23 protein-coding genes and 1 pseudogene are annotated in these 26389 nt (G+C 72.0%); 15 read left to right on the top strand and 9 right to left on the bottom strand.

What is annotated here, in order from left to right; translation table 11 throughout:
- The first annotated feature begins 203 nt into the window (after window positions 1-203).
- From D7294_RS34020 to D7294_RS22325, 5 genes and pseudogenes are all read left to right on the top strand, one after another.
- Window positions 204-785 carry a DUF6879 family protein gene (locus D7294_RS34020; RefSeq protein ID WP_422070728.1) on the top strand — a complete coding sequence of 194 codons (582 nt, stop codon included), beginning with the start codon at window positions 204-206 and terminating at the stop codon, window positions 783-785.
- An 8-nt stretch (window positions 786-793) separates the two neighbouring features.
- Window positions 794-1246, top strand: coding sequence for a helix-turn-helix domain-containing protein (locus tag D7294_RS34015; RefSeq protein ID WP_422070727.1), 453 nt, complete (start codon window positions 794-796; stop codon window positions 1244-1246).
- Window positions 1132-1640 (top strand): annotated as a pseudogene (locus tag D7294_RS34010) (DUF5753 domain-containing protein). Before D7294_RS34015 ends, D7294_RS34010 begins: the two are co-directional and overlap by 115 nt.
- 192 nt (window positions 1641-1832) lie before the next feature.
- Window positions 1833-2486 carry a hypothetical protein gene (locus tag D7294_RS31640; protein WP_147450893.1) on the top strand — a complete coding sequence of 218 codons (654 nt, stop codon included), beginning with the start codon at window positions 1833-1835 and terminating at the stop codon, window positions 2484-2486.
- A 1057-nt stretch (window positions 2487-3543) separates the two neighbouring features.
- Window positions 3544-5331, top strand: coding sequence for a glycoside hydrolase family 15 protein (locus D7294_RS22325; RefSeq protein WP_120682551.1), 1788 nt, complete (start codon window positions 3544-3546; stop codon window positions 5329-5331).
- Here D7294_RS22325 and D7294_RS22320 read toward each other — a convergent pair.
- Entirely contained in the window at window positions 5297-6406 is a 1110-nt protein-coding gene (locus D7294_RS22320) for a sensor histidine kinase (protein ID WP_120682549.1), read from the bottom strand. The two genes, D7294_RS22325 and D7294_RS22320, sit on opposite strands and share 35 nt — an antisense overlap.
- The gene (locus D7294_RS22315; RefSeq protein ID WP_120682547.1) at window positions 6399-7094 is read right to left on the bottom strand and encodes a response regulator transcription factor; all 696 of its coding nucleotides are present in this window, start codon (window positions 7092-7094) and stop codon (window positions 6399-6401) included. Before D7294_RS22315 ends, D7294_RS22320 begins: the two co-directional genes overlap by 8 nt.
- Window positions 7095-7286: 192 nt before the next feature.
- On the opposite strand from D7294_RS22315, the gene D7294_RS22310 reads away from it, so the two are divergent.
- Entirely contained in the window at window positions 7287-8333 is a 1047-nt protein-coding gene (locus D7294_RS22310) for an endonuclease/exonuclease/phosphatase family protein (protein WP_120682574.1), read from the top strand.
- Window positions 8334-8605: 272 nt separating this feature from the next.
- A complete protein-coding gene (locus D7294_RS22305) occupies window positions 8606-9760 on the top strand; it encodes a lipid II:glycine glycyltransferase FemX (RefSeq protein ID WP_120682545.1) in 1155 nt (384 codons plus the stop codon).
- A 121-nt stretch (window positions 9761-9881) separates the two neighbouring features.
- Here the strand turns inward: D7294_RS22305 and D7294_RS22300 are convergent, their stop codons facing one another.
- Window positions 9882-11225: a UDP-N-acetylmuramoyl-tripeptide--D-alanyl-D-alanine ligase gene (locus D7294_RS22300; RefSeq protein ID WP_120682543.1), complete on the bottom strand. Its 1344-nt coding sequence runs from the start codon at window positions 11223-11225 to the stop codon at window positions 9882-9884.
- Between the two features lie 238 nt (window positions 11226-11463).
- Here D7294_RS22300 and D7294_RS22295 point away from each other — a divergent pair, with 238 nt between their 5' ends.
- From D7294_RS22295 to vanX, 3 genes are read left to right on the top strand one after another with little or no spacing between them, the layout of a single operon-like run.
- Window positions 11464-12504, top strand: a complete 1041-nt coding sequence (locus D7294_RS22295; protein WP_120682541.1) for a D-isomer specific 2-hydroxyacid dehydrogenase family protein — start codon at window positions 11464-11466, stop codon at window positions 12502-12504.
- Window positions 12497-13540, top strand: coding sequence for a D-alanine--(R)-lactate ligase VanA-Sc (gene vanA-Sc / locus D7294_RS22290; protein ID WP_120682539.1), 1044 nt, complete (start codon window positions 12497-12499; stop codon window positions 13538-13540). Before D7294_RS22295 ends, vanA-Sc begins: the two co-directional genes overlap by 8 nt.
- Window positions 13533-14141, top strand: coding sequence for a D-Ala-D-Ala dipeptidase VanX (gene vanX / locus D7294_RS22285; RefSeq protein WP_120682537.1), 609 nt, complete (start codon window positions 13533-13535; stop codon window positions 14139-14141). Before vanA-Sc ends, vanX begins: the two co-directional genes overlap by 8 nt.
- A gap of 842 nt (window positions 14142-14983) precedes the next feature.
- On the opposite strand, the gene D7294_RS22280 is transcribed toward vanX, so the two are convergent.
- Window positions 14984-15916: an aldo/keto reductase gene (locus D7294_RS22280; protein ID WP_120682535.1), complete on the bottom strand. Its 933-nt coding sequence runs from the start codon at window positions 15914-15916 to the stop codon at window positions 14984-14986.
- Between the two features lie 288 nt (window positions 15917-16204).
- Here D7294_RS22280 and D7294_RS22275 point away from each other — a divergent pair, with 288 nt between their 5' ends.
- On the top strand, window positions 16205-17527 hold the full coding sequence (locus tag D7294_RS22275; protein ID WP_120682533.1) for an MFS transporter: 1323 nt from the start codon (window positions 16205-16207) through the stop codon (window positions 17525-17527).
- A gap of 794 nt (window positions 17528-18321) precedes the next feature.
- On the top strand, window positions 18322-19158 hold the full coding sequence (locus D7294_RS33780; RefSeq protein WP_120682531.1) for a DUF4232 domain-containing protein: 837 nt from the start codon (window positions 18322-18324) through the stop codon (window positions 19156-19158).
- 104 nt (window positions 19159-19262) lie between these two features.
- Here the strand turns inward: D7294_RS33780 and D7294_RS22265 are convergent, their stop codons facing one another.
- From D7294_RS22265 to D7294_RS22250, 3 genes are all read right to left on the bottom strand, one after another.
- A complete protein-coding gene (locus D7294_RS22265) occupies window positions 19263-19988 on the bottom strand; it encodes an SDR family oxidoreductase (RefSeq protein ID WP_338325687.1) in 726 nt (241 codons plus the stop codon).
- Window positions 19989-20874: 886 nt separating this feature from the next.
- A complete protein-coding gene (locus tag D7294_RS22255; RefSeq protein WP_206619541.1) occupies window positions 20875-21726 on the bottom strand; it encodes an arylamine N-acetyltransferase family protein in 852 nt (283 codons plus the stop codon).
- A gap of 80 nt (window positions 21727-21806) precedes the next feature.
- Window positions 21807-22607, bottom strand: a complete 801-nt coding sequence (locus D7294_RS22250) for a helix-turn-helix domain-containing protein (protein WP_120682527.1) — start codon at window positions 22605-22607, stop codon at window positions 21807-21809.
- Window positions 22608-22729: 122 nt separating this feature from the next.
- On the opposite strand from D7294_RS22250, the gene D7294_RS22245 reads away from it, so the two are divergent.
- A complete protein-coding gene (locus D7294_RS22245; protein WP_120682525.1) occupies window positions 22730-23086 on the top strand; it encodes a VOC family protein in 357 nt (118 codons plus the stop codon).
- Between the two features lie 249 nt (window positions 23087-23335).
- Here D7294_RS22245 and D7294_RS22240 read toward each other — a convergent pair whose 3' ends face one another.
- Complete coding sequence (locus tag D7294_RS22240; protein WP_158674681.1) at window positions 23336-23686, bottom strand: zinc-binding dehydrogenase; 351 nt, start codon at window positions 23684-23686, stop codon at window positions 23336-23338.
- 38 nt (window positions 23687-23724) lie between these two features.
- Between D7294_RS22240 and D7294_RS22235 the strand changes: the two genes are divergently transcribed.
- Together D7294_RS22235 and D7294_RS22230 are read left to right on the top strand one after the other, a co-directional pair.
- Window positions 23725-24162 (top strand): TetR/AcrR family transcriptional regulator, encoded by a 438-nt coding sequence (locus tag D7294_RS22235; protein ID WP_120682521.1) that lies wholly within the window; start codon window positions 23725-23727, stop codon window positions 24160-24162.
- Window positions 24163-24419: 257 nt separating this feature from the next.
- Entirely contained in the window at window positions 24420-25868 is a 1449-nt protein-coding gene (locus tag D7294_RS22230; protein WP_241562543.1) for a serine/threonine-protein kinase, read from the top strand.
- Here D7294_RS22230 and D7294_RS22225 read toward each other — a convergent pair.
- A complete protein-coding gene (locus D7294_RS22225) occupies window positions 25865-26170 on the bottom strand; it encodes a hypothetical protein (protein WP_120682517.1) in 306 nt (101 codons plus the stop codon). The genes D7294_RS22230 and D7294_RS22225 overlap by 4 nt on opposite strands.
- Window positions 26171-26389: the final 219 nt, after the last annotated feature.

Raw genomic sequence — 26389 nt, 5'->3', positions numbered from 1 at the left:
CCAGCCGCCGGAAGCGGCCCGGCGCCAGACCGGTGAACACCTCGATCACGTCACGACGTTCCGCACTCAGCACCTGCACGATCAGCCCAACGCGCACCAGCCACAACAGTTACGAGACAACCTTTAGGGAGAGAGACGTCGAGCCACTGATCGTCGATCAATGCCCCTGCGTACAAGGCAAGTCCCCCTACTCGTCGACGGGAATGGCATCAACAACGGCGCCCGGCCGTGCCCACGCCGAGAAGTCGTACGCGGCAGCAGCTGCATCGGTAGCCCCCGCCCCGGCGAGAGGGCCACCCCCGTACACACCGGCCCGCATCCCCACCCACCACGGGACGGCGCCCCACCACCCAACACCCCCGCAGACAGCCAACCCCCCGCCACCCACGGCACCCCCCTTCCGCCGCCAGCCTCCCTCTCGTGCATCCGCACGACGCCGCACCCGGCCGACGGCCCGCCACGTAGACCGCCCACAGATTCCGCACCCGCCCAACCACCCGCCCCGTAGACCGCCCGCAGAACCCGGCGTTCGCCGGAACCACGAGGCGGGTGAAGAAATCCGGTACCTGCCCCGGCACCACATCCCGGATGGCTTCCAGTTTCCAGCCGACGGAAACGACTGGTGGCTCTTCGACGGTGAAACGCTGGCGGTGACCCACTTCCGCCCCGACGGGCGATTCGAAGGGGCGGAACTGATCACGGACGCGGCGGTTGTCAGCGAGGCTGTGCGCGTCAGAGACGAACTCTGGTCCCTCGCTATCCCGTACGACGACTACACGCGCTGACCTCCGCCGTGTCGAACAACGCTCAGCAAGCACGAGAGGTATTCGGCGCCCGACTGAGAGAGCTCCGGAAAGAGAAGGGGCTCACCGGCCGGACGCTGGCCAATGCCGCAGGCTGGCACCTGTCTAAGGTCTCCCGGATCGAACACGGTATAAGCAAACGATCACCGAACCAGACCTGCACACCTGATGCCGCATTGTCGGCGCCGAAGAGCAGATTCCAGATCTCGTCACAACGACACGCAACATCGAGGCCATGTGGCTCGAATGGCGACGCACCTTTGTCGCCGGAGCCAAGACGCATCAAAAACGTTCGCTCCCGCTGCACGAAAGAACGCCCAACTTCCGCATCTTTCAACCGGCCACCGTATGGGGCACGCTGCAAACCGCAGACTACGCCGCCGCCACCTTTCGACAGGTCATTGATTTTCTACAGATTCCCGACGACACGGACGAAGCTGTAGCGATGCGCATGCAGCGACAGCAGTTCCTGTACAAGGGCGACCGTCGATTCAGTGTCATTCTCGGGGAACAAGCCCTCTATACCAACTACGGCGGACCCGAGGTCATGCGCGGCAGCTCGACAGGTTGTTGGCGGTCACGACCCTTCCCCGACTGAGCCTCGGCATCATCCCGCGCACGGCGAAACAGAAGATATGGACGGGCAACCCGTTCAGCTTCTTTGACGACAGCCTGGTGATTGTGGAGACCTCCTCGGCAGAGCTTTCAGTAACTCAGCCCCGAGAACTCAAGCTGTACAGCCGCGCGTTCACCATGCTGCAACAGTCAGCGGTATACGGACCCGACGTGCGTGCACTGATCTCGACAGCGCTCGCCGAGTGGGAACGGGCCGGGTAGCGCGAGTGCGGCCCGGGGAACAGCCGTCCCTCATCCCAGATGCGGAAGTTGGCCATATCCAGACGTTCGGGGCCGGGACGCCTGGGGCCGTTCTGCCTAGAACCTTAGCCGTCTCCGTGATCACCGCTGAACTTGCGGCGTATATCCGCACCGGAGCCGCGAGGTGGGGTGGGGGTATGCTTGACTCTTGCCATGAGCACGCTACAGACAGCGGCAACTTTGGCAACGATGGCTGTGGCACTAGTCGGGGTGCCTGCAACGTTCATCCAGGCACGAGCGTCAAGCCGCGCTGCACAGGCAGCCTTGGCCAACGCTCAGGCAGCGCTGAAAGCCGCAGACGGTACACACAAATCAGCAGAAGCTACACGGACGGCGCCGCTCGAAAGGGATCGGCGAGACTGGCAGCGAAAAGCAGCCGCAGACTTTCTTGACGCAACTCACACCTTTTATGATTCGCTGGGAAAACTATTCACGCACAATTCGATTCTGCGACTATGGCCGGACGAACAGAGCAGAGAGGACGCAGCCCGCGCCGAACGCGAATTCGGATTGAGATTCAATGAAACCCGCGATTTACTCAAAGGGATAAATCGCTGCGGCACTGTAATAGACCTGGAGGGGCCTGACTCCTTGATCGACTTCGCTTCGCGCATCGTAGAGTCAGGTAATCTCACCTTGTCGCTGGTCAATCCTTTGGATCTCGCCATTCCCAATAGCTCGGCAGCCCTCCTTGTACAGGAATCCGAAGAGCAGCGTGATGCCATATTTAGGGCGGCTCTGAGAGATTTCGATGAGCATGTGAGGGAGTTCCGTCAGTGCGCCCGTGAATACTTCAACAACACGTGAAGGCGCTTTCGGCTTCCGTGTCACGGCCCTGGAACCCGTACACGTTCTGGGCTGCTATACGACTGACCGGGGCCACAGGCGGCCGGGCGGCCGAACCCCGGTGCGGTGCGCCTGCGTTGGGGCCGGGGCCGGTCGGCTCCGGCCCCGCAGTGGGCGAGCGGGCACGGGGACGCGGGGCGCGTCGCGGGGCGCGGGGCGCGTTCGCGGGGTCCCGTGCGGGTCCGCGCCGGGTCAGTCCTGCCGGTTCAGGTCGGCCGGGAGGAGTTGCTCGGTGAGGAGGCGGCGCACCCTGGCGTTTCGTTCCGGGGGGCGCCAGCCAGGAGTCGAGGAGCCGCCAGCCGTGGAAGTAGCCCAGGACGTACCGGGCCATGCCGGTGGTCTTCAGGGAGCCGAGTGCGGCCTGCGTCTCCGCGTCGGTCCTCGGCCGCCGCGGGCGCCATCCGTGCGCACAACCGGCGTACGCGCACAACCGGCGTACGTAGGGGGCCCGTTCGTCGATAAGCCGGTCCAAGGCGAGCGCATCCCACTGCTGAGCAGCCGCGACGTTCTTCGGGTCCACACCGGAAAGCGCCCGGGAACCTGCCGGAGGTTCCCTGGCACTTTCCGGCGAGAGGACCGGCCCCGCGCGGCGCGAACCGCCGCCGCCGCCGAAACGGAACGCACGCCCGCGGTGACCCCGGGTACCGCCTACGCGGTTCCCGCCCGCGCGGCGGCGAGCCCGGTGGCCGCCTTCGGCCGCCTCGATGGCGGCGTTGAGCCCGGTGAGCAACGCGCCGACGATCATCAGGTCGGGTGTCACTGGGCACTCCGAGCGCGCGGGCGAGAGAGGCGCGGGCACGGGGGCACCCGGGCGTGAGGGGGCGGGCGCGCGGGCGCGCGGGGCGCGAGCGGCGGCGGCGCGTGCGGGGGCGCGGGGGCGCGGGGGTGCGGGGGCGCGGGGTGGTGCGGCGGTACCCGGGTGGGGCGGGGATTGGGATGCCCGATGCGGGATACCCGGGCCGCAGACGTGGGTACCTTCGGCTGCGCCCGGGCCCCTGGGCGCACAGGAGGCTGACAGATGTCCGCCGAGATCGAGGACTACGCGTTGCTGGGCGACCTGCAGACCGGCGCGCTCGTGGGCCGGGACGGGTCCATTGACTGGCTGTGCCTGCCCCGTTTCGATTCGCGCGCCTGCTTCGCCGCGCTGCTGCACGACGAGAGCGCCGGCCACTGGAGGCTGGCGCCCGCCGCCGGGGGGACGGCCCACCGGCGGCAGTACCGCGGCGAGTCCCTGATCCTGGAGAGCGAGTGGCACACCCCCGAGGGTTCCGTGCGCGTCATCGACTGCATGCCGCCGCGCGGCGAGGCCGCGGACGTGGTCCGGGTCGTCGAGGGCCTCTCCGGCCGGGTGCCGATGCGGATGCATCTGCGGCTGCGCTTCGACTACGGCCACATCCTTCCGTGGGTGAGCCGCATCGAGGGGGACCTGAACACGGTGGCCGGACCCGACGCCGTCTGGCTCAGGACCCCCGTCGCCACGCAGGGCTCGGGCAACGAGACCTCCGCGGAGTTCACCGTCGGGCCCGGCGACCGGGTGCCGTTCATCCTGCTGTACCAGCCCTCGCACCTCCCGTCCGCCGAGCCGGTCGACGCGGAGTGGGCCCTCGCCGACACCGAACGGTTCTGGAGCACCTGGATGTCGGTGTGCGACTACCGGGGGCACTGGCAGGACGCCGTGCGGCGTTCCCTGGTCACGCTGAAGGCGCTGACCTACGCGCCGACCGGCGGAATCCTGGCCGCCGCCACCACCTCCCTGCCGGAGCAGATCGGCGGGGAACGCAACTGGGACTACCGCTACTGCTGGCTGCGCGACGCCACCTTCACCCTGCAGGCGCTGCTGGACACGGGCTTCATCGAGGAGGCGTACGAGTGGCGGGAGTGGCTCCTGCGCGCGGTGGCCGGGGACCCGGCCGACCTGCAGATCATGTACGCGCTGGACGGCACCCGCCGCATCCCGGAGTGGACCGCGGACTGGCTGGAGGGGTACGAGGGCGCCTCGCCGGTGCGGATCGGCAACGCGGCGGTCGACCAGTTCCAGCTGGACGTGTGGGGGCAGGTGCTGGACAGCCTGCACCTCGCGCGGGAGAGCGGCCTCGCGATGAGCGAGACGGCGTGGAACCTTCAGCACGCGATGCTGGACTTCCTGGAGGGGCACTGGAACGACCCCGACAACAGCCTCTGGGAAGTGCGCGGCGAGCGGCGGCACTTCGTCCACTCCAAGGTGATGGCGTGGGCCGGCCTGGATCGGGGCGTGCGGGCGGTGCACGAGGGCAGGCTGCCGGGTCCCGCCGACCGGTGGGCGGCGCTGCGGGACCGGATCCACGACGAGGTCTGCGCGAAGGGGTACGACGCGGAGCGCGGGACGTTCACCCAGTTCTACGGTTCGCAGGGGCTGGACGCCGCGCTGCTGCTGCTGCCCCGCGTCGGGTTCCTGCCCTGGTCGGACCCGCGGATGCGGGGCACCCTGGCGGCGGTGGAGCGGGAGCTGACCGAGGACGGCTTCGTGCTGCGCTACCGGCCGGAGGCCGACGGGGGCGTGGACGGGCTGCCCGGCACGGAGGGAGCGTTCCTCGCCTGCACCTTCTGGCTCGCCGACGCCCTGCACGGCACCGGCCGCGTGGCGGAGGCCAAGGCCCTGTTCGAACGCCTGCTGGCGCTGCGGAACGACGTGGGCCTTCTCAGCGAGGAGTACGACACCCGGCTGAAGCGGCAGATCGGGAACACGCCGCAGGCGTTCAGCATGGTGGGCCTGGTCAACACCGCGCGGAACCTCAGCGGCGGTGAGATTCGTACGGCCGCCGAGTAGCCGCCGGGGTGGCGGTGCCGGGGGTGGGGAGTTCGACGGTGATGCGGATGCCGCCGGTGGGGCGGGGGGTGAGGGTGAGGGTTCCGGCGTGTGCCTCGGTGATGGTTTTGACGATGGCCAGGCCCAGCCCGACGCCGGCATGGTCGCTGCGCTCGCTGTGGACGCGTTGGGTGCCGCGCCGGAAGGGCTCGGTGAGCGTCGCGGCCAGCTCAGGGGAAAGGTGCTCCCCGGTGTTCTCGACGGTCAGCACCACCGCGTCGGGGCGGGTGCCGGTGTGAACCCAGGCGGTGCCGCGTCCGGGCAGGTTGTGGACGATCGCGTTCTGCACCAGGTTCGTGGTCAACTGCAGCAACAGCGCACGCGAACCGAGCGTGGGGGCGGCGTCCCCGGAGGTTTCCAGGGTGACGCCGTGCTTCTCCGCCAGCGGCCACAGGGTTTCGGTGGCCTCCTCCGCCAACAGGGACAGGTCCACCCGTTCCCGGGTGAAGGAACGCCGGTTGGCCCGGCTCAGCAAAAGCAACGCCTCGGTGAGATCGATCGCCCGCGTATTGACCGCATGCAGCCGGTCGATAACCTCCCCCGGGTCCCGATCCGGATCGGTACGCGCCACATCCAGAAGCGTCTTCGAAATCGCCAGCGGAGTACGCAACTCGTGAGAGGCATTGGCCGCGAACCGCTGCTGCTCCACGATGTGCGATTCGAGCTGCTCCAGCATCGTGTCGAAGACGTCCGCAAGCTCCCGGAATTCATCCGCGGGCCCTTCCAGACGGACCCGATGAGACAGCGAACCATCCGCCGCCATCCGCGCCGCATGAGCAATCCGCGTCAACGGCGCCAGCATCCGCCCGGCAAGAATCCACCCACCCAAAAGACCGAACACCAGCAGAAAGACCAGGGCCGCGACGGCGGCAGGCGCGAAGCCGCGCAGGAGGTCGAATCTGGGGTCGCCCCTCGGCAGCCAGCGGACCACGAAGATCCAGGCGACGGCCAGCAGGAGGGCGCCGGCGAGAAAGAGAAACCCGGCATAGCTGAGGGTGAATTTCAGGCGGGCGCTGAGTCCTGGCCGTCTAGTCATGAGCGTCGCCGGTGCGGGTGGGGTCGGGGCCGGAGTCGATGCGGTAGCCGACGCCGGGCACCGTGGCGATGAGCCAGGGTTCGCCGAGTCGTTTGCGCAGGGCGGAGACGGTGATGCGGACGGCGTTGGTGAACGGGTCGGTGTTCTCGTCCCAGGCCCGTTCCAGGAGTTCCTCGGCGCTGACCACGCCGCCCTCCGCGGCGACGAGGACTTCGAGAACGGCGAACTGCTTTCTGGTCAATGCGACATAACGGCCGTCCCGGTAGACCTCGCGGCGGAAAGGGTCGAGCCGCAGGCCCGCGATCTCCCGCACGGGCGGCCTGTTGTATGCGCGCCTGCGGTCGAGTGCCCTGAGCCTGAGGACGAGCTCTTGCAGCTCGAACGGCTTGGTGAGGTAGTCGTCGGCGCCGAGTTCGAACCCGGAGGCCTTGTCGTCGAGACGGTCGGCCGCGGTGAGCATGAGGATCGGCATGCCGCTGCCCGAGGAGACGATGTGGGTGGCGATCTCGTCACCGGAGGGCCCGGGAATGTCGCGGTCGAGGACGGCGATGTCGTAGGTGTTGATGTCCAGCAGCCGAAGTGCGGTGTCGCCGTCCCCGGCGAGGTCGGCCGCGATCGCCTCCAGGCGCAGGCCATCGCGAATGGCCTCGGCGAGATAGGGCTCGTCCTCGACAATCAACACGCGCATAGCATGAATGCTACAAGTCGGCGCATATTGTCAGCGTATCGAACGTCGCATACGCGAGGGCAACATCGGTCCGCCTTGACTGGTGGGATGACGCGAACCCCGCCCTCGCCACGAACAATGCTCCGCCGGGTTCGCCGGCTCCTCCTCATCGCCCCGGCGACCGCCGCCCCGGCGACCGCCACGGCAACGACCATGCCGACCGGGTCGGCCGCCCCGGCGGCGTCCCCGCTCCCCGGCGCCCGGCCCGACGGCGGCCAGGGCGCCTGGCGAGGGCGCCTCCGCCGGGCGATCCGCGGCTGCTTCCGGCCGGGGCCCTGGAAGCGGGGCCTGGTGCTCGCGGCGCTGGCGCTGCTTCTCGGCCTGCTCCTGCTGGCGCACGCGGAGATCCCCAACGGCGGGACGGGAAACCTCGGCAGCCTGGTGGAGACGTTCCTGCCCTGGCTCGGCCTGTTCGTCCCGCCGCTGCTGGTCGCGGCCCTGTGGCGCCGCTCGGCCTCCGCGGTGGCCGCGCTGCTGCTGCCGGTCACGGCCTGGCTGCACCTCTTCGGGGGACTGCTCGTCGACAAGTCCCATCCGGGCCACAGCGACCTCACCGTGGTCAGCCACAACGTCGGCGCCGGCAATCCCGACCCGGCCGGCGCCGCCCGCGACCTGGCCGCCTCGGGCGCGGACCTGCTCGCCCTGGAGGAGCTGACCCCGCAGGCCACGAGCGCGTGCGAGGAGGAGCTGGCGAAGACGTACCCGTACCACACGGTGCAGGGCACGGTCGGGCTGTGGAGCAGGCTGCCGCTGTCGGACACGCGGCCGGTCGACGTCGCCATGGGCTCCCCCCGGGCGCTGCACGCCACGGTGGCCACGGACCGGGGGCCGCTCGCGGTCTACGTGGCCCACCTGGGCTCGGTGCGGGTGTTTCCCAGGAGCGGCTTCTGGACGATCCGGCGGGACGTCGGCGCGCAGGCGCTCGCCCGGGCCGTGGCCGCCGAGCGGAACGAGCGGGTGGTGCTGCTCGGCGACCTGAACGGCACCATGGACGACCGCGCGTTCGACGGCCTCACCTCGCAGCTGCGCTCGGCGCAGGAGGTGGCGGGGGACGGCTTCGGCTTCACCTGGCCGGCGACGTTCCCCGTGGCCCGGGTCGACCAGATCCTGGTCGGGGGCGTGCGGGCGGACAGCGCCTGGAACCTCCCGGCCACCGGCAGCGACCACCTGCCGGTGGCCGCGGGCATCAGCTTCGCGTGACCACGCGGGGCACGCAGGGCCGGAGGGCCGGAGGACCGGGAGACGGGGAGACCGCGGCCCCGGGCCCGTGCGGCGCCGGCCCGCCACCTATCGCCCGCGTATCGAAAACCGCATACGCGCCGGCAACAGCACCCCGGATTGACTTGAGGCATGCCCTACAGCGAACCAGTACCCACGGCAGCCCGGGGCCGGTGGCGCCCGGGGTGCGGCAGCGCCCCCTCCGGGAGCGCCGACGCGAAGACGGCGCAGGCCGGCGCGAGGACGGCGGAGAGGTGAGCGCAACCGCACACCGCCGGGGGGCGCGGCTCGCGGGCACGCGGCTGACCGTGGGGCCGATCAGCGCCGAACGGCATCTGGAGTTCGTGCAGGCGCAGCGGTCGGTCAGCTTCCTGCAGACGCCCGCGTGGGGCCGCGTCAAGACCGAGTGGCGCAGCGAGTCCCTCGGCTGGTACGACGGGCGGCGGCTGGTCGGCGCCGGGCTCGTCCTGTACCGCCCGGTGCCGCGGCTCGACCGCCTGACCCTGGCCTACCTGCCCGAGGGCCCCGTCATCGACTGGGCGGGCGAGATCGACGCGTTCCTGGGCCCGCTGGCGGACTATCTGAAGGCGCGCGGCGCGTTCGCGATCCGGCTCGGCCCGCCGGTGCGCACCCATGTGTGGGGCGCCGCCCGGGTCAAGGAGGGCATTGCCGATCCGGACATCGCGCGGCTCACCGACCTGCCCGGCGGGGAGGCCGACCCGGTCGGCGCCCGGGTGACCGGCCGCCTCGCGGAGGCCGGCTGGCTGCCGCAGAGCCCCCTGGACGGCTTCGGGGTGGGGCATCCGCAGTTCAAGTACGAGATCCCGCTGGCGGGCAGGTCCGAGGGCGAGGTGCTCTCGGGCATGAACCAGCTCTGGCGCCGCAACATCAAGAAGGCGGCCAAGGAGGGCGTCGAGGTCACGGTCGGCGAGGACCTGCAAGGCTTCCACGACCTGTATGTCCACACCGCGGAACGCGACCGGTTCACGCCCCGGCCGCTGCGCTACTTCGAGACGATGTACGCGGCGCTGCGGGCCGAGGACCCCGAGCGGATCAGGCTCTACCTGGCCCACCACCGGGGCGACCTGGTCGCCGCCACCCTCCTGATCCGCGTCGGCGCCCACGCCTGCTACGCCTACGGCGCCTCCTCCACCCACAAGCGCGAGGTGCGCGGCTCCAACGCCTGCCAGTGGGCGATGATCCGCGACGCGCTGGCGGGCGGCTGCGACGTCTACGACCTGCGCGGGATCACGCCCACCCTCGACGCCGGGGACCCGCACGTCGGGCTGATCCAGTTCAAGGCGGGCACCGGCGGTCAGGCGGTGAGGTACGCCGGCGAGTGGGACCTGCCGCTGCGGCCGATGGTCTACCGGGTCTTCGACCTGTACATGAAGCGGCGCAGGCGCTGAGCCGGGGGCCGCCGCGCACCGCACGGCGGCCACGGCGGCACGGGGTGCGGGACCGCGAAGTCACGGCGGCACGGCGGCACGCCGCCACGGTGCCGCGCCGCGGCGGGTTCCTCCCATCCCGCTAGGCGAGTTGGGCGGCGACCTCGTCGAGGCGCGCCCCGCGGGAGCCCTTCACGAGCACCAGGTCCCCGGCGGCGAGGTGGTTGCGCAGCCAGTCGACGGCGGCGTCGTTGCCGGCCAGCAGCACCGCCCGTTCGCCCGCGCCCTCGGCGATCGCCCGGGCGGCCTCCCCGACCGCGGCGACCACGTCCGCGCGGGCGGCGGCGTACTCCCCGACGGCGCGGTGCTCCGCCTCGCTGTCCTCGCCCAGTTCGAGCATCTCGCCGAGGACGGCGATGCGGCGCCGGGCCCCGATCGCCGCCAGGGCGTCCAGGGCGGCGCGGGTGGAGTCGGGGTTGGCGTTGTAGGAGTCGTTGAGCAGCACCGCCCCACCGGCCAGGTCGCGCGGTTCCATCCGCCACCGCGACAGCGAGGAGGTGGCCAGCGCCGCCGCTGCCGCGTCGAGGGGCACGCCGGCCGCCAGGGCGGCGGCCGCGGCGGCCGACGCGTTGAGCGCCTGGTGGGCGCCCACGTGCGGCAGCGTGACCCGGGCCGAGGCGCGGGCGGTCCGCAGCGTGAACGAGGGCCGGCCGAGCCGGTCGAGCGCCGGGTCGAGCACCCGCACGTCGGCGTGCCGCGCCCGGCCGAAGGTCAGCACGGGGCCCTCGGCGAACGCCCGCATCGCGGCCACCCGGGGATCGTCGGCGTTGAGGACGGCGGTGCCGCCGGGCGCCAGGCCCCGCACCAGCTCGCCCTTGGCCCTGGCGATGGCCGCGCGCGAGCCGAACTCGCCGAGGTGGGCCTGGCCGACGTTGAGCACGACGGCGATGTCGGGGGCGACCAGCGCGGTGAGTGCGGCGATGTCGCCGACGCGGCGGGCCCCCATCTCCAGGACGAGGAACCGGGTGGCCGGGTCGGCGCGCAGCATGGTGAGCGGCACGCCGAGTTCGTTGTTGAACGAGCCGAGGGTGGCGGTGGTCGGCGCGGCGCTCGCCAGCACGGCCGCGAGCAGGTCCTTGGTGCCGGTCTTGCCCTGGGAGCCGGTCAGCGCGACGACGGTCAGCCGGTCACGCAGCCGGGCCACGACGTGGACGGCGAGCGCCTGGAGCGCGGCCCGGACGTCCTCGACCAGGACGGTGGGCAACGCGGTGGGCCGGGAGCCGAGCACGGCCACCGCGCCGGCCTGGCGGGCCTGGGCGGCGTAGTCGTGGCCGTCGACGTGCTCGCCGGCGAAGGCGGCGAACAGGCCGCCCGGCTCGGCCTGCCGGCCGTCGAGCACGGCCGGGGCGGTCACCGTCACGGCGGCGTTGCCCTCGACCCTGCCGCCGACGACCGCGGCGATCTCGGCGAGGCTGAGCGGGATCACGGCCGGGCGGCGCGGACGCCGGCGAGCGGGAGCGCGCGAAGGAGGGGCGGCGGGCTGACGGGGTGTGCGGCGGACGCCGGTTCGCTGTGGGTCATGCCGCCAGTCAAGGCGCGTTGACGTTGCCGGCGCGTATCCGCTTTTCGATACGCGGAGAATAACCTTACCGGCCGGTAGTATATGGGCGGCTTATCGAAAACTGCATACGCGCCGGCAACGCCACGCCGCCTTGACTTGAGGCATGGTCTTCAGCGAACCAGCAAGAACGGCGGCCCATCCCACCTCCGCGCCGCCGGCCTCGTCCACCTCGGCCGCTCCGGCGACGGGAATCACCGTCTACGGATGCGGGCGGGACGAGGCGGTCCTGTTCCGGGAGCTGGCCCCGCGCCTCGGCGTGACGCCCACCCTCACGGAATCGGGCGCCTCCGAGGCGAATGCCGAACTGGCCCGGGGAAACCGCTGCGTCAGCATCGGCCACAAGACCCGGATCACCTCCCGCACCCTCCGCGCCCTCAGCCGGATCGGCGTCAGGTACATTTCCACCAGAAGCATCGGCTACAACCACATCGACGTGGAGTACGCGGCGAGCCTCGGCATTTCCGTGGAGAACGTCGCCTACTCCCCCGACAGCGTGGCCGACTACACCCTGATGCTGATGCTGATGGCGGTGCGCCACGCGAAGACCGTCATCCGCCGCACGGACGTGCACGATTACCGGCTGCACGGCATGCGCGGAAGGGAACTCCGGGACCTGACCGTCGGGGTGGTGGGCACCGGACGCATCGGCTCGGCGGTCGTGGAAAGGCTGCGGGGATTCGGCTGCCACACGGTCGCCTACGACAAACGCCCCAAGACGGCCGCCGACTACGTCCCGCTCGACGAGTTGCTGCGGTTGAGCGACATCGTCACGCTCCACGCGCCACTCGACGCGGACACCCATCACCTGCTGAATCGCCGGCGCATCGAGCAGATGAAGCCCGGCGCGTTCCTCATCAACACCGGGCGCGGCCCACTCGTCGACACCGAGGCCCTGGTCCCGGCGCTGGAAAGCGGAAGGCTGGCCGGCGCGGCACTGGACGTCCTCGAAGGAGAGGAAGGAATTTTCTACGCCGACCACAGGAACCGCCCCCTCGACAACAAGCCGCTGCTGCGGCTGCAAAAGCTGCCGAATGCACTCGTCAGCCCGCACATCGCCTACTACACGGACCACGCCCTGAGGGACATGGTCGAAAACTCCCTCGTCAACTGCCTGGAATTTGAGAGCACACATCAGCATGACTAGACTGAAGATCGGAATCATATTCGGCGGTGTCTCGGAGGAGCACCCGGTCTCCGTCAAGTCCGCGCAGGAGATCGCGCGGCACCTCGACGCCGAGAAGTACGAGCCGTTCTACATCGGGATCACCAGGAGCGGCGCCTGGCGGCTCTGCGACGGGCCCGAGCCGGACTGGGAGAACGGCAGGTGCCGCCCTGTCGTGCTCTCACCGGACAGAAACGTCCACGGACTGCTCGTTCTGGAGCAGGGACGCTACGGAACGATCGGCCTGGATGTGGTGCTGCCCGTCCTGCACGGCAAGCTCGGCGAGGACGGCGCAATGCAGGGCCTGCTGGAGCTCTCCGGCATCCCCTACGTCGGCTGCGACGTCCAAAGCTCCGCCCTGTGCATGGACAAGTCCCTCGCCTACCTCGTCGCCAAAAGCGCCGGGATCGCCACGCCCGCATTCCTGACCGTCGCGGCAAACGAGGACGTCGACCCCGACCGGCTCACCTACCCGGTCTTCGTGAAGCCGGCCCGTTCCGGCTCGTCCTTCGGCGTCAGCAAGGTGTCCGGAAAGGAGGAACTGCCGGGCGCGCTGGAAGCGGCCCGGAAGTACGACTCGAAGGTGCTGGTCGAGGAGGCCGTCGCCGGCAGCGAAATCGGCTGCGCCATCCTCGGAAACGATCCGGACCTGATCGCCGGCGAGGTGGACCACATCGCCCTCTCCCACGGCTTCTTCAGAATCCACCAGGAAAACGAGCCGGAAAGCGGCTCCGAGAACTCGACCCCGATCGTTCCCGCCGACATCCCGGCACAGGCACGCCTGCGCGTCCAGGAGACGGCAAAGGCCGTGTACCGCGCCCTGGGCTGCCGGGGAATCGCGCGGGTGGACATGTTCCTCAGGGAGGACGGCGAAGTGGTCCTCAACGAGGTCAACACCCTGCCCGGCATGACCTCCTACAGCCGCTACCCGAGAATGATGGCGGCGGCCCGACTGCCGCTTGCCGAGGTCGTCGACCGCTTGGTGTCCCTGGCATTGACGGGAAAAACCGATGCATGAGGACTTCGCCTTCGTCGACGAACTCGTGCCCGGGCTGCGCTGGGACGCCAAGTACGCCACCTGGGACAACTTCACCGGCAAACCGGTCGACGGATACCTGGTGAACCGGATCGCCGGCACCAGGGCCCTGTGCGCGGCCCTCACCAGGGTGCAGGAGAAGGCGGAATCGCTCGGCTTCGGCCTTCTCCTCTGGGACGGCTACCGCCCGCAACGCGCCGTGAACTGCTTTCTCCGCTGGGCACAGCAACCGGAGGACGGCCGGACGAAGGCGCGGCATTACCCGAACATCAACCGCGCCGAGATGTTCGAAAAGGGATACGTGGCCGCGAAGTCCGGCCACAGCCGCGGCAGCACGGTCGACCTGACGCTGTACCACCTGGATACCGGCGAACTCGCGCCCATGGGCGGCGACCACGACGTGATGGACCCCCTCTCCCACCACGGCGCACCGGGACTCACGGCAACGGAAGCGGGAAACCGGCGGCGGCTCCGGTCCCTCATGGAGGAGTGCGGGTTCCGCCCCTACGCCTGCGAGTGGTGGCACTACACGCTGGAGAACGAGCCCTACCCGGACACGTATTTCGATTTTCCGGTCGCGTAGCTGGTGTGGTGCGGCGCGGTGTTGTTCGGCGCGGCGCGGTGCGGCGGTGTTGTTCGGCGCGGCGGGGCGGACGCGCGGGGCGGACGCGCGGGGCGGAATCTGTGGGCGGTCTACGTGGCGGGTTGTCGGCCGGGTGCGGCGTCGTGCGGATGCACGAGGGGGAGGCTGGCTGCGGAAGGGGGTGCCGTGGGTGGCGGGGGGCCTTTGTCTGCCGGGGTGTTGGGGGTGGGGCGCCGTCCCGAGGTGGGTGGGGGTGTGGGCCGGTGTGTACGGGGGTGGCCCCTCTCGCCGGGGCGAGGGTCACCGATGCAGCTGCTGCCGCGTACGACTTCTCGACGCGGGCAACGGCCGGGCGCCGTTGTTGAGGCCATTCGCCGTGACGAGGGGACGCCGTGACGAGGGGACGCCGTGACGAGGGAAGGCCGTGACGAGGGGACGCCGTGACGAGGGGAGGCGGCCTGTCGTGTCGGAGCCTGGTGTCGGGCTCGCGGCGGCGGGGTCGGGCTGTAAGCGGCGAAGCGGTCCGCGGGCGGGGTCGTCCATGGGCGGGAGCGGTCCCCGGGCGGGAGCGGTCCATGGGCGGGAGTCGTCCGCGGGCGGGGGTGGTTGTCCACAGCTGTGGATGAATTGGCGGGCGGCCCGGGTCGCCCCCGGGCCGCCCGGCAGTGCGGGGAGGTGGGCGGCGAAGTGCCGGATGTTCTCGTCCCCGGGGGCTGGGCGGTGGCGGTGGGCGGAGCGGGGCGGCTGTTCTCTGGTCGGTGTCTGGCGCAAGTGCGCACGTCCTGGCGGGGGATCGCGCGTGGACGGGCCCATCTGCCGTATGGGTGGGGGTGGGTGGCCGGTCAGTCTTCCAAGGTCGACGGGGGCGTTCCGAGGGCGGCCAGCTCCGGCCAGAACGGCTCGGGAACGGCGGGGGCCTGGAGTTCCGCGAGCTGCGCGAGCCGTTCCGGGCGGCCGACGCCCACGACGGTCGAGGCGATTCCCGGGTGGCGCAGCGAATACCGGAGCGCCGCCGCGGGCAGGGGGACGCCCCAGCGTGTGCACAGTTCGCGGGCTCGCGCCAGCCAGGCCAGGAGACCGGGTCCCGCCTGGCGGTAGGCATAGGTCTCGCCCGAGCCCGCGAGGATGCCGCCGCCGAACGGGGCGGCGTTGAACACGCCGATGCCGCGGTCCGCCGCGTAGGCGATCAGCTCTTCCGCGCGGCGGTCCACGAGCGTGTACCTGTTGTGGGTCAGCAGGACGTCGAAGGCCCCGCTCTCGGCGTACCGGCGCATCAGGGACACCGGCCCCGCGGCGATGCCGACGGCCCCGACCAGCCCCTGGTCGCGCAGCTCGTGCAGCCCCTGCACGGCCCCGCCGGGCGCGAAGGCGTCGCGGACCTCGATCGTGTAGGGGTCGTGCAGGTGGAGCAGCGGGAGGCGTTCGAGGCCCAGGCGCGCCGTGCTCTCCTCGAACGAGCGCAGGACCCGGTCGCGGTCCAGCGCCCCGGTCTCCGGGTCGGCGTCGACCTTGGTGACGATCGCCTTGCCCACGGGCAGCCCCACGCGGCGGACGGCGCCCCCCAGCACCGTCTCGCTGCGGCCCTCGGCGTAGGCGTTGGAGGTGTCGATCACGGCGAACGGCCCGTCGAAGAGGGCTTCTGCCAGGGCGTTGGCTTCCGCGGCGGGTTCCCCCTGGGGTCCCGGCGGGTTGCCGAGGAAGGAGGTGCCGATGCTGATCGGCGTCGCGGAAAGGGAGGTCCCGGGCACGATCCGCGCGTCCGTCAGTCCGTCCATCGTTTCTCCCCGTTCTGGTCGTGCCGTGGCCGCCGACAGGCTCGCACGGCACCCGCCCGCGCGGCACCCCCGTTCCGGATGACGGGCACGCCCGGTGCGTTCCGGCCGTCGCGGGTCGCGCGCGGTGGGTGGTTCGCGCCGGGCGACCGCCGTGGGCGCCGGGGATGGGGGCCGGGCGAGGCGGCCGCGCCTCCGCCAGGGGGCGGCGAATTCCGTTGACTGCGGGCGGCCGAGGCACGAGAGTGACGCCCTGGTCGGGATCGACGGCAGGCGTGGGGACGGTGCGCGGTGGCTGACACGGACACGGCCCGCGGCCCGCAACTCGGCGCGGCCTCGCCCGAATCGCCCCTGTGGACGGCGGACTTCCGGCTGTTCTTCACGGCCCGCACCACCTCCCTGCTGGGCGACGCGATGCTGCCCGTCGCGATCACCGCCGCGGTGCTCGGGGCCGGATACGGCACGAGCGGCGTCGGCTACGCGCTGGCCGCGCTGGTGGCGCCGTTCGCCGCGCTGATCATCTTCGGCGGGGTGCTGTCCGACCGCTTCGGCGCCCGGCGGCTGATGGTGGTCTCCGACGTCACCCGGCTGTGCTTTCAGACGGTGCTCGCGCTGCTGTTCCTGCTGGGCACGCCGCCGCTGTGGCAGATCGTGCTGCTGCTTGGCCTGGTCGGGGCGGGCGGCGCGCTCTTCCAGCCGGGAGTCGCCAGCGTCACCCCGCGCATTGCCCGGGACGTGCTGAAGGCGAACGCGACCCTCCGCATCTCGGAGTCCGCCGCCGCCGTGGTCGGCCCCTCGCTGGCGGGCCTGCTGCTGGTCGTCTCCTCACCGGCGACGGTGGTCGCCCTCGACGCCCTGACCTACGGCGTCAGCGGCGCCTGCCTGCTCCTGCTCCGCTCGGTCCCGATGGGCGCGGCCGGGCGGGGCGGCGCCTCGTTCCGGGCCGATCTCGTCGAGGGGTGGCGGGAGTTCCGGGTCAGGACCTGGCTGTGGAGCGTCATCGTCGTCTTCATGCTGTGGCAGCTGGCCGGCGCCGGGCCCGCCACGACTCTCGGCAACAGCGCCCTGGTGACCGACTACGGAACATCCGCGTTCGGCCTGGTCATGTCGTCTCTCGGGGTGGGAAGCGTGCTGGGCGGGATCGTCGCGATCCGGCTCCGCCCGCGGCACCCGCTCCGGGCCGGCGCCTTCTCCATGGTCCTGTGGACGCTGATGCCGCTGGGGGTCGCGCTTGGCCTGCCCACGCCGCTCGTCGCCGGGTGCTACGGGGTGAGCGGGGTGGGCATGGCGTTCTGGGTCGTCATGTTCCACACCAGCGTGCAGACGCACGTCCCGCACGAGGTCCTCGGCCGGGTCCACGCCTACGACGCGGCCGGCTCGCTGGTGATGAAGCCGGTCGGGCAGGCGGCGGCCGGGCCACTGGCCGGGGCCGCGGGGGCGGTGCCGCTGCTCTACGTGTCCGCAGGCATGGCGCTCCTCACCTGCGCTCTGCTGCTGGCCATCCCGGCGGTACGCAACCTGAACCGCGCAGAACACCGACCACCGCTCCCCTCCGGCCTGCCGAAGGCGGCGAGCCAGCCCCCACCCCGGCGGCCACCGGCCCGCACCCCCTGACAGACCGGGAAGAGCGCCCGGCACCACCCCGCAGCTCCCCCGCCACGCAGAGCGGGCCGCTGGTGATCGCCCTGTGTGCCGGCGGGGCCTGTATGCAGACCCCGCCGGCCGGGGGTCAGGCGCGGGAGATGCGCCAGTCGGCGACGCTGGCGGCGCGGTTGTCGTAGACGTTGGTGCACACGTCGTACGTGCCGCCGAGGGGCCCGCGTTCTCGACCGGACGCCTCGCGCACTTGCGCTGCCCTTGCCCTGCCCTTCCGCAACGAGGAACCGAAGGGCCCGCGTCGCTACTCCGGTCACCCCGGTGGTCTTTCGTCACCGCGAATGGCATCAACAACGGCGCCCGGCCGTTCCCCACCCCGAGAAGTCGTACGCGGCAGCAGCTGCCTCTCTGACCCCCACCACCCCGAGACCCGCCACCCCCGTACACACCGGCCCGCACCCCCACCCACCACGGGACGGCGCCCCACCCCCCAACACCCCCGCAGACAGCCAACCCCCCGCCACCCACGGCACCCCCCCTTCCGCAGCCAGTCTCCCTCTCGTGCATCCGCACGACGCCGCACCCGGCCGACAACGCGCCACGTAGACCGCCCACAGACCCCGCGCACGGGCCCCGGCCTCTCCCCACGAACCCGCGCACCCGCGCACCCGCGCACCCGCGAGCAAAAAAAACGAGATTGCCGTGCCCTCCGCGCGAACTTCCGTGCGCCGCCCCGCATCGGACACGGGTGACGGAGCAGAGCGCGCCGTTCGCAGACGCGACGCGCAAGCGGGATGGCAAGGAGTAGGGCGATGGTGAACTTCCACGGCGGCGAGGCGGCTCAGGGCATCGGGGGCGCGCCGGTGGCGCACCGGAGCGCGGGCCGGGCCGCGCACCGGAGCCGGGGCCGGGCCCGCGGGATCGCGCTGGCCTCGGGCGTCGCCGTTCTGGGGCTGCTGCTCAGCGCCTGCGGGGACGAGGAGAAGCCGGGGGAACCGGAGAGCCTGTCGGGCACGGCACAGCCGGCGTCGGGCGACCGGGACAAGTTCCCGCAGGACGAGGCGACGGGTGAGGAGGCGCCGGAGGACGGGGCCCCGGCGGAGGGGGACGAGGCGGCGGACGGCGAGTCCGGAGGCGGCGAGGCGGCGCAGGGGGACGGGGCGTCGGGCGGCCAGCCGGACTCCGCCGCCTCGGATGACGGCGCGGGGGGCAACGGCGACGGCAGCGGTTCCGGAACCCGCTGCCACACCCGCGACCTGAGCCTGGAGATCGGCCAGAACCGGCCGGGCGCGGGGAACTCGCACTTCGCCCTCGTCGTCACCAACGGGTCCGACGAGAACTGCCTCCTCTACGGCTATCCCGGGGCGGCGTTCGTGGACGGCTCGGGCCGGCAGGTGGGCGGTGACCCGGAGCGCGAGGAGATCCCCGACATGCATCCCGTGGCGCTGGGCCCGGGCGAGAGCGCCTGGGCGGGTCTCTCCTTTGCAAACCCGAACATCAGCGGTGCCACCACGGCGGTGCCCGCGTACCTCTGGGTCACGCCGCCGGACGAGACCGATTCCCTGGCCATGCCCTGGACCCAGGGCGAGGTGCCCGTCTCGGGCGACGTCCCGTCCGTCTCCCCGTTCGTCCTGGGCGACGGCTCCTGAACGCGGCGGGCCCGCGCGTGGCGCGGGGCGCACCGCCGCCTGCGGCTCCGGCGAGGCGGGCGACGGGCCGCACCGGCACGGCGGCCCGTGCCCCGGCGGGGAGTTCAGCCCTGCTGTACGGGGACCACGATCAGTTCGGCGACGTTCACGTGGGCCGGTGCCGAGACGGTGAAGGCGACGGACTCGGCGATGTCCTCGGCGGACAGCGGCCGCAGGCCGGCCCGCATCTGCGCCAGCGCCTCGCGCATGTCACCGTTGCGCATGTCGTCTCCCAACTCGGTGAGGGTGACGCCGGGTTCGATGGCGTGTACGCGCACCTTGCGCGGCCCGAGTTCGGCCCGCAGGTTGCGGGTCAGATGCGCCACGGCGGCCTTGGTGGCGCAGTAGACGGACCAGTTGGGAAACAGGCCGTGCCCGCCGACCGAGCCGATGTGCACCAGGTCGGCCGGCCCGCTCTCGGCCGCGGCGAGCAGATCGCCGGCGAAAACGCGGCCCGTGAGCAGCAGCCCGCGCAGGTTGACGTCGAGCATGCGGTCCCATTCGGCGATGTCGGCGGACTCGAACGGCGCGCCGAGCATCGCGCCCGCGTTGGCCACGACGAGGTCCACCCGGCCGAGGGCGGAGCGCACGGAGGCCGCGGCCTCGGCGAGGGCATCGGAGTCCGCGAGGTCCACGGCCAGCGGCAGCACCCGACCTGCGGCCGCCGGACGCACCTCCTCGGCCAGCTCCACCAGCCGCTCCTCGCGGCGGCCGAGCAGCGCCACGGAGGTACCGGCGAGGGCCAGCCGCCGGGCGATCGCGGCGCCGATGCCACTGGTCGCGCCGGTCACGACGGCCACCCGCCCGGCGAGGGGGGTTGTGGGGGCGGCGGGGGCGGCGGGGGCGGCTGATACGGCGGACGCGGCGGAGGCGACAGGGGTCGCGGAGGGGGCGGGAGAAGTAGTCATGTCTCCACCGTGGGGCGAATGTGGGGGGCGCACCAGGTTGCGTTCCACCGGGGCGCGGGGGGCATGGGAGTGGTGCGGCCACCTTCGGTGGGGGCGGAAACGGTGGGGGCGGAAACGGTGGGCGGTCTACGTGGCGGGCCGTCGGCCGGGTGCGGCGTCGTGCGGATGCACGAGGGGGGAGGCTGGCTGCGGAAGGGGGGTGCCGTGGGTGGCGGGGGGTCCTTTGCCTGCCGGGGTGTTGGGGGGTGGGGCGCCGTCCCGAGGTGAGTGGGGGTGCGGGCCGGTGTGTACGGGGGTGGCCCCTCTCGCCCGGGCCGGGGTCAGAGAGGCAGCTGCTGCCGCGTACGACTTCTCGACGCGGGCAACGGCCGGGTGCCGTTGTTGAGGCCATTCGCCGTGACGAGGCCCGCAGCGGGTGCACCGATAGCGGGACACGGTGACCAGGGCCTGTTGCGGCAGTGGATCGTCGCTCGGCCTGCCGCCCTGAGGTGAAGATGACGTCGTCGGTGACCCAGGCGGCGCCGACCATTGAGCCGGGAGCTGCGCAACCCGGGGCCCCGCCAGGCGCCGCCCCGGGAGGACTTCGGCCGGCTCGCGCACACCGGCGGCCGGGTCCAGCCCTGCGTGCTCCACGCGGCAGACGTGCCGGGCCACGAGCGGACCGGCGGCCCGCCGCACGGCGGCGGCGTGGTCGTGCTGGTGGTCAGGCGCCGGATCGTGGAGGACCGGCCGGCCACGGCGGGCAGGAACCGGTGCGCCGACCGTCGTGTCAGGGCGTTGTCGCGTGCTGTCTCGCGGCTTCCCACTCCTGGTGCGCGGTGTGTATGCGGTGCCACAGCGCCGCTCGTGCGGGGGCGTCGACGTCGCTCAGGTTGAGGTGGAAGACGTCGGTCAGTGCGTCGTACCAGTCGTCGGCCGAGTCGATGGTCCGCTCGTACGTGCCTTCGGCGTCGATCCGGCGCAGCACGCAGCCGCGCAGCATGTCCACGCCCTTGGCGTCGCGGAGCTGGGCTTGGAAGACCCGGACGAATCCGGACTCGGGGGAGGTGGACAGCCTGTGGTGCTCCGCGGCGAAGGAGGACAGCTCCACGGGCTCGGGCGCGAAGACCATCGCCGTGAAGGCGCCGCGGGGGTCGTGGGTGAACCGCCAGCCGCCGGGCACCACCACCGACGGGGCCATCGCGTAGGTGAACGGCCCCTGGGTGTAGGTGCCTTCGCGCAGGGGCAGTGGCTCGTACATTCCGCCGGCGAGCCCGGTGTCGACCAGCCATCGCTCGCCGTCGAGCCCCACGGTGAGCGCGAGATGGTCGCCGCCCGGGCCCTCGGGGTCCTCGACCTCGCCCTGGACCCCGGCCCGGTGCAGGGTCACGTCGTAGCCGAGAGCCTTCAGCAGCGCGGCGAAGGCCCCGTTGAGGTGGAAGCAGTAGCCGCCGCGCCCGCGCAGGATCCGGGCGACGGATTCCGCGGCGCCGATGCCCGTCGGCCGTCCCAGCTGGTTGTCGAGGGTCTCGTAGGCGACCCGTTCCACCTGCGCCCGGTGCAGTGCCCACAGTGCTTCGGCGGTCGGGGCCGCCGGCCGGTCCACCCCCAGCAGGCCCAGATATCCGTCGACGTCGATCATGCTTTCCCTCATCATTCGAACGTCTGACCAGCTTAGCTGCCGGTACCGCACGTCTCGGGCCCCGCCTCCGGGCAACGACTTCACGCTGGCCGAGGCCCCGTGCCCCGGCGGTCCGCGTCGAGCAGTCGACGCAGTGCGGTCGGGGTGTGTCCCAGGTGTGCGCGGACGGTGCGGGTGAGGTGCGCCTGGTCGGCGAAGCCGAGGTCCGCGGCAAGGCGGGCGAGGCCGGTTTCGCCTTCCGCCAGCCGGTCCATGAACCGGCCGACGCGAACCCGGTTGCGGTAGCGGGTCAGGGAGACGCCCATCTGCCGGGAGAAGGCGCGGCTGAGCCGGTACGGCGAAGCGCCGAGCAGTCCGGCCAGGGCACACAGGCTCGCCGCCTCCGGCGCTCCCTCGATGATCGCCTCACGAGCCGCGGCGACCAGTGCGCGGTCGGCAGGCTTCGGCTGCTCGGTGGGCCGCCTGGCCGCGACCGTGACGAGCCGCAGCAGTTCCTCGGTCACGGCGTAGTCGATGTCGCCGCCGCGCGCGGCCGCCAGAACGCGGCGATGGGCCACGTCGACGCGCGCGTCCACGTAGATCGCCGTCGCGCTCTCGCCGCCTTCCCGGAATCCGGGCGCGAGGCTGATCGACGTGCACAGGTCGCCGCCTGCGGGGTGCGCGAACCGTTCCTCCTGTCCGGGCGCGCCCAGGTAGCCCGCTGTCGGGTCCAGGTCGGCCTCGTTCCCCCCGGCCGACCGCCGGAACCGGCCGCGCCGCACCAGCACCAAGCGGTGGTCTCCGCACTCCTCCGGCTCCGACCAGCGGGTGTGACGGGCCCGGCAGGCCACCGTGGCCACGGTGAACTCCGGTCGGGCAGCGAGGGTCGCAGCGGACAGCACGCCGCACACGCTATGCCCCGGGTACGACAACGCCCCGCAAGGATCTTCAAGACGCGGTGGTGCTCCGGCGCGGATGCTCAGTGGGCAGGCGACACAAGCGCCACACAGGAGGAGTCTTCGTCATGGCCGTCAGCACCCGACCCAGCGCCGTCGTCCTCGGCTGCGCCGACCCCAGGGCACTCGCCGAGTTCTACCGGAACGTGACCCGTGGGGAGATCACCCACAGCGACGGCGATTCCGTCTGTCTGGGCGACGGGCCCCTCCAGCTCGCCTTCCAGCGGATCGACGGCTACCGGGCGCAGCAGTGGCCGGAGAGCCCCGCGCATGCCCACCTCGACTTCACGGTCGCCGACCTCGCCGCCGCCGAAGAAGAGCTGCTGGTCCTCGGCGCGACCAAGCCCGACTTCCAGCCGGGCGAAGGCCAGTGGACGGTCCTGATCGACCCCGAGGGGCACCCGTTCTGCATCTCCGCCGCTTGACCACCAGTGCCAACGGCGCCCACCCGCAAGGACCTCGGCACGCCGCCCGGGCCACCACGCGCGGAAAGGACCTTCGCCGTCGGCAATCCCGTCGTTGCCGCGATCGTGTTCCCGGCCCGCGACCTCCAGGCCGGCTCAATGCCTGGACCACGGTCTTCGGCACCGGCCCGGCGTTCTCCCGCGCCGGAACTCGCCGACGCAGCCGGGTAGGCCGATCCTCGGCGGAGGGTGCAACACCGCGTGTGGGCGTTAGTCAACGAGGAGAACGAGCTTGCCACGGACATGACCGGTTTCGCTGGCCACGTGGGCGTCCGCGGCGCTGACGAGCGGGTAGGTGGTGATCGGCACGTTGATCTCGCCGGCGGCAGCGAGGGCGGCCACCTCCGTGAGGATGCCGGGCAGGTCGGCCGGCTCGCCGGACAGGAAGTGGGCGCCGAGTTGCTCGGCGGTCGCGTCGGCGAGGCTGATGACCCGTTCGGGCCGACCGACGAGTCGGATCAGGTCGGCGATCGCGCCGTGGCCGGCGACGTCCAGGGCGGCGTCGACGCCTTGAGGTGCGAGGGCAGCGATGCGCTGCACGAGGCCGGGGCCGTAGCGCACCGGAGTGACGCGCAGACGCGGTACGCAACCGAACAGCGATCCTCGCGGCCGCCTCCGAGCTGCTCGACCGTGGTGATGTCGTCACCGTCTCGGTGCAGGACATCGCGCAAGCCGCCGGCGTCAGCAAGGCCGCCGTGTTCCGGCACTTCGGCGATCGTTCCGGCCTGATCCGGCACATCCTCGAACCGCGCGCCACGACCCTGCGCGAGGCCGTGACCGGCGGACCGCCACCACTGGGCCCTGGAGCCGCCCCGGCCGACGCCCTCGCGGCCTACCTCGACGCGCTGTTCGACTTCGTCTGCCGCAATCGGGTACTCATCCGCGCCTTCGAGTACCTCGGCCCTGACGCTTACTACAGCAACGACGCCAGCCGGTTCTGGATCGCCGAACTTCGTCGTCGCTTGAGCGTCGTCAACCCCCGGCGCGACACGGACTACCTCGCCTACGCCGTGTTCACCGCATGCCCACTGAGGTAACCCCCCACCCGAGTCAGGGCAGATAGCGCCGGCACGCCGAGGTCTTCTCCATGAGCGGTGCAGGACCCGTCATCGGCGCGGCCTCGACCCCACACGCACCGACGGGCACCGCGCCCGCCGACGCGCCCCGCACCCTCCACTGCGAAGAGCCCCTTCGGCTGGGCGGCGAAAACCTTGCGGGAGAAGGGGAGGAGGCCGGTGCCCGGGTACGGGTGAGCAGCCCCGCCCCGGAAGGCAGGCCCGGTTATATTCCGTCCGTGGACGACGATGCGGCGCAGCTTCTCGCGGACCGGTACGAGTTGACCGGCCTGCTCGGCCGGGGCGGGATGGGCGCGGTCTGGCGTGCGCACGACCGGGAGTTGGGGCGGGACGTGGCCGTGAAGGAGCTGCGCCTGCCCGAGCATCTGGGGGCCGAGGAGCGGGCCACGTGGATGGCCCGGCTGGATCGCGAGGCGCGGGCTGCCGCGCGGCTGAAGCATCCGGGCATCGTGACCGTCTACGACCGGATCACCGGTGCGGACGGGCGGCCGTGGATCGTCATGGAGTGGGTGAACGGGGGGTCGCTGGACGACCTCATACGCCGGCAGGGTCCCCTGTCTCCGCAGCACGTCGCCGACATCGGGCGGCAGGTGGCCGCCGCGCTGAGTGCCGCGCACCGCAGCGGGATCACCCATCGGGACATCAAGCCGGCCAACATCCTCCTTGAGGACGGGCGCGCCGTCCTGACCGACTTCGGGATCGCCGCCCTGGAGGGCGACGTCACCCTCACGGCCACCGGCATGATCATGGGTACGCCTGCCTTCATGGCGCCGGAGCAGGTGCGGGGCCTCACGGCCACTGCCGCGTCCGACCTCTGGTCGCTGGGGGCCACGCTCTACTCCGCCGTGGAAGGGAACCCGCCCTTCGCGGGGTCGGCCCCGAGCGCCGTGCTGGTCGCCGTCGTGACAGAGGCCCCTGCCCCTGCCGTGCGGGCCGGGCCCCTCGCCCCCACGCTGGAGGGCCTGCTCCGGAAGGAACCGGCCGAGCGCCTCACCATGGAGCAGTTGCAGGCCCGGTTGGATCAGGTGGCCGGCGCGCCGCCGGCTCCCCACGCGCCGCCCGCGGAACCGGCCCACTGGCCCACGGCCCCCGCACAGCCGCCCGCCATACCGCCCGCCACGCCGCCCGCGGGTCCTGCGGGTGCGCCTGGGGCCCCTGGGGCGTCGGGAGGAGGAACGCCCGCCGGGGCCCGCGGCCGAATAGTCCGGCGGGTCGCGTGGATCGGCGCGGCAGTGGTGGCCCTTGTGGTTGCCTCGGTCCTGGCCACCCGCGGCGGGGATGAGGCTTACCGGGAAAATCTTCGGGTGGCCGAGGCCATGGGCCATCCGGCAACCTTCACCGTGGAGTCCAAGGAGCACGCCGACGGCGACCGGGCGCGGGTCGTCTACTCGGGGGGACCCATGACCGACGGGCCGAGCAGCCGGCAGTGGGCCGACATGGCGTCATGGCTGGAGGCGGCGCCGGGCATCGACTCGGCCGGGATGCCCGTCGACCCGCCCACGGATGCCTCCACGGAACCCCCCGCGTGCCTGACCGACGCCGTCGGATGCGTCTGGGGCACCGACATCGAAGACGGCTACGCCGAGCCGACCGTCCTCCTCGCCAACACCCAGGAGCGGGACGGCGAGTTGATCCTCGTGGTGGAGGTCGGTCCCTTTGGTGATTAGGCCGGGGGCGTGCGCCGGGCGGTGAACTCCTGGCGCAGGCGGCGATGCAGGGGGGCGATCAGCGCGGCGTTGGTCATGCCTGCCTCGGTGAAGCGGTGGAGGATGTTCGCGGCCTCGGAAAGCATCCGCAGGTCGGGGCTCCGGGCGAGGAACGCGTCGAGCGTCCGCGGGGCCTCGGCCTCGTTCGGCCGCAGGCAGTGGAGGAGGAAGAGGTTGCCCAGGGAGACGTCGTCCTCGGCCTCGGCCCCGCCGGCGAAGATCTCCCGGGCGCGCGCCCAGTGGGGTTCCTCGTCCTCGCGCAATTGCCGGGCAACAAACGCCCGGATGAGGTGTGCCCAGCCGGTGCCGGGCGAACGCTCCAGGGCCAGGGCGAGGTCCGCACGGGCGGCCTCGGCCGCGGGCCTCCTGCTCGGTGAACACGTCGAGCGGCACCTCGGATATCTCCGCGCTCCAGTCGGCCCAGTGCCGTTCGTCGAGTCGCCCCTGGCCCGAGAGCACCACCACGACGTTGGCCTCAAGCG

Origin of the sequence: Streptomyces hoynatensis (assembly GCF_003626535.1) — a bacterium.
In the GTDB taxonomy this organism is placed as follows: domain Bacteria; phylum Actinomycetota; class Actinomycetes; order Streptomycetales; family Streptomycetaceae; genus Streptomyces; species Streptomyces hoynatensis.
The sequence above is the reverse complement of the archived record's forward strand: the minus strand, read 5'-3'. Positions and strand labels throughout refer to the sequence as shown.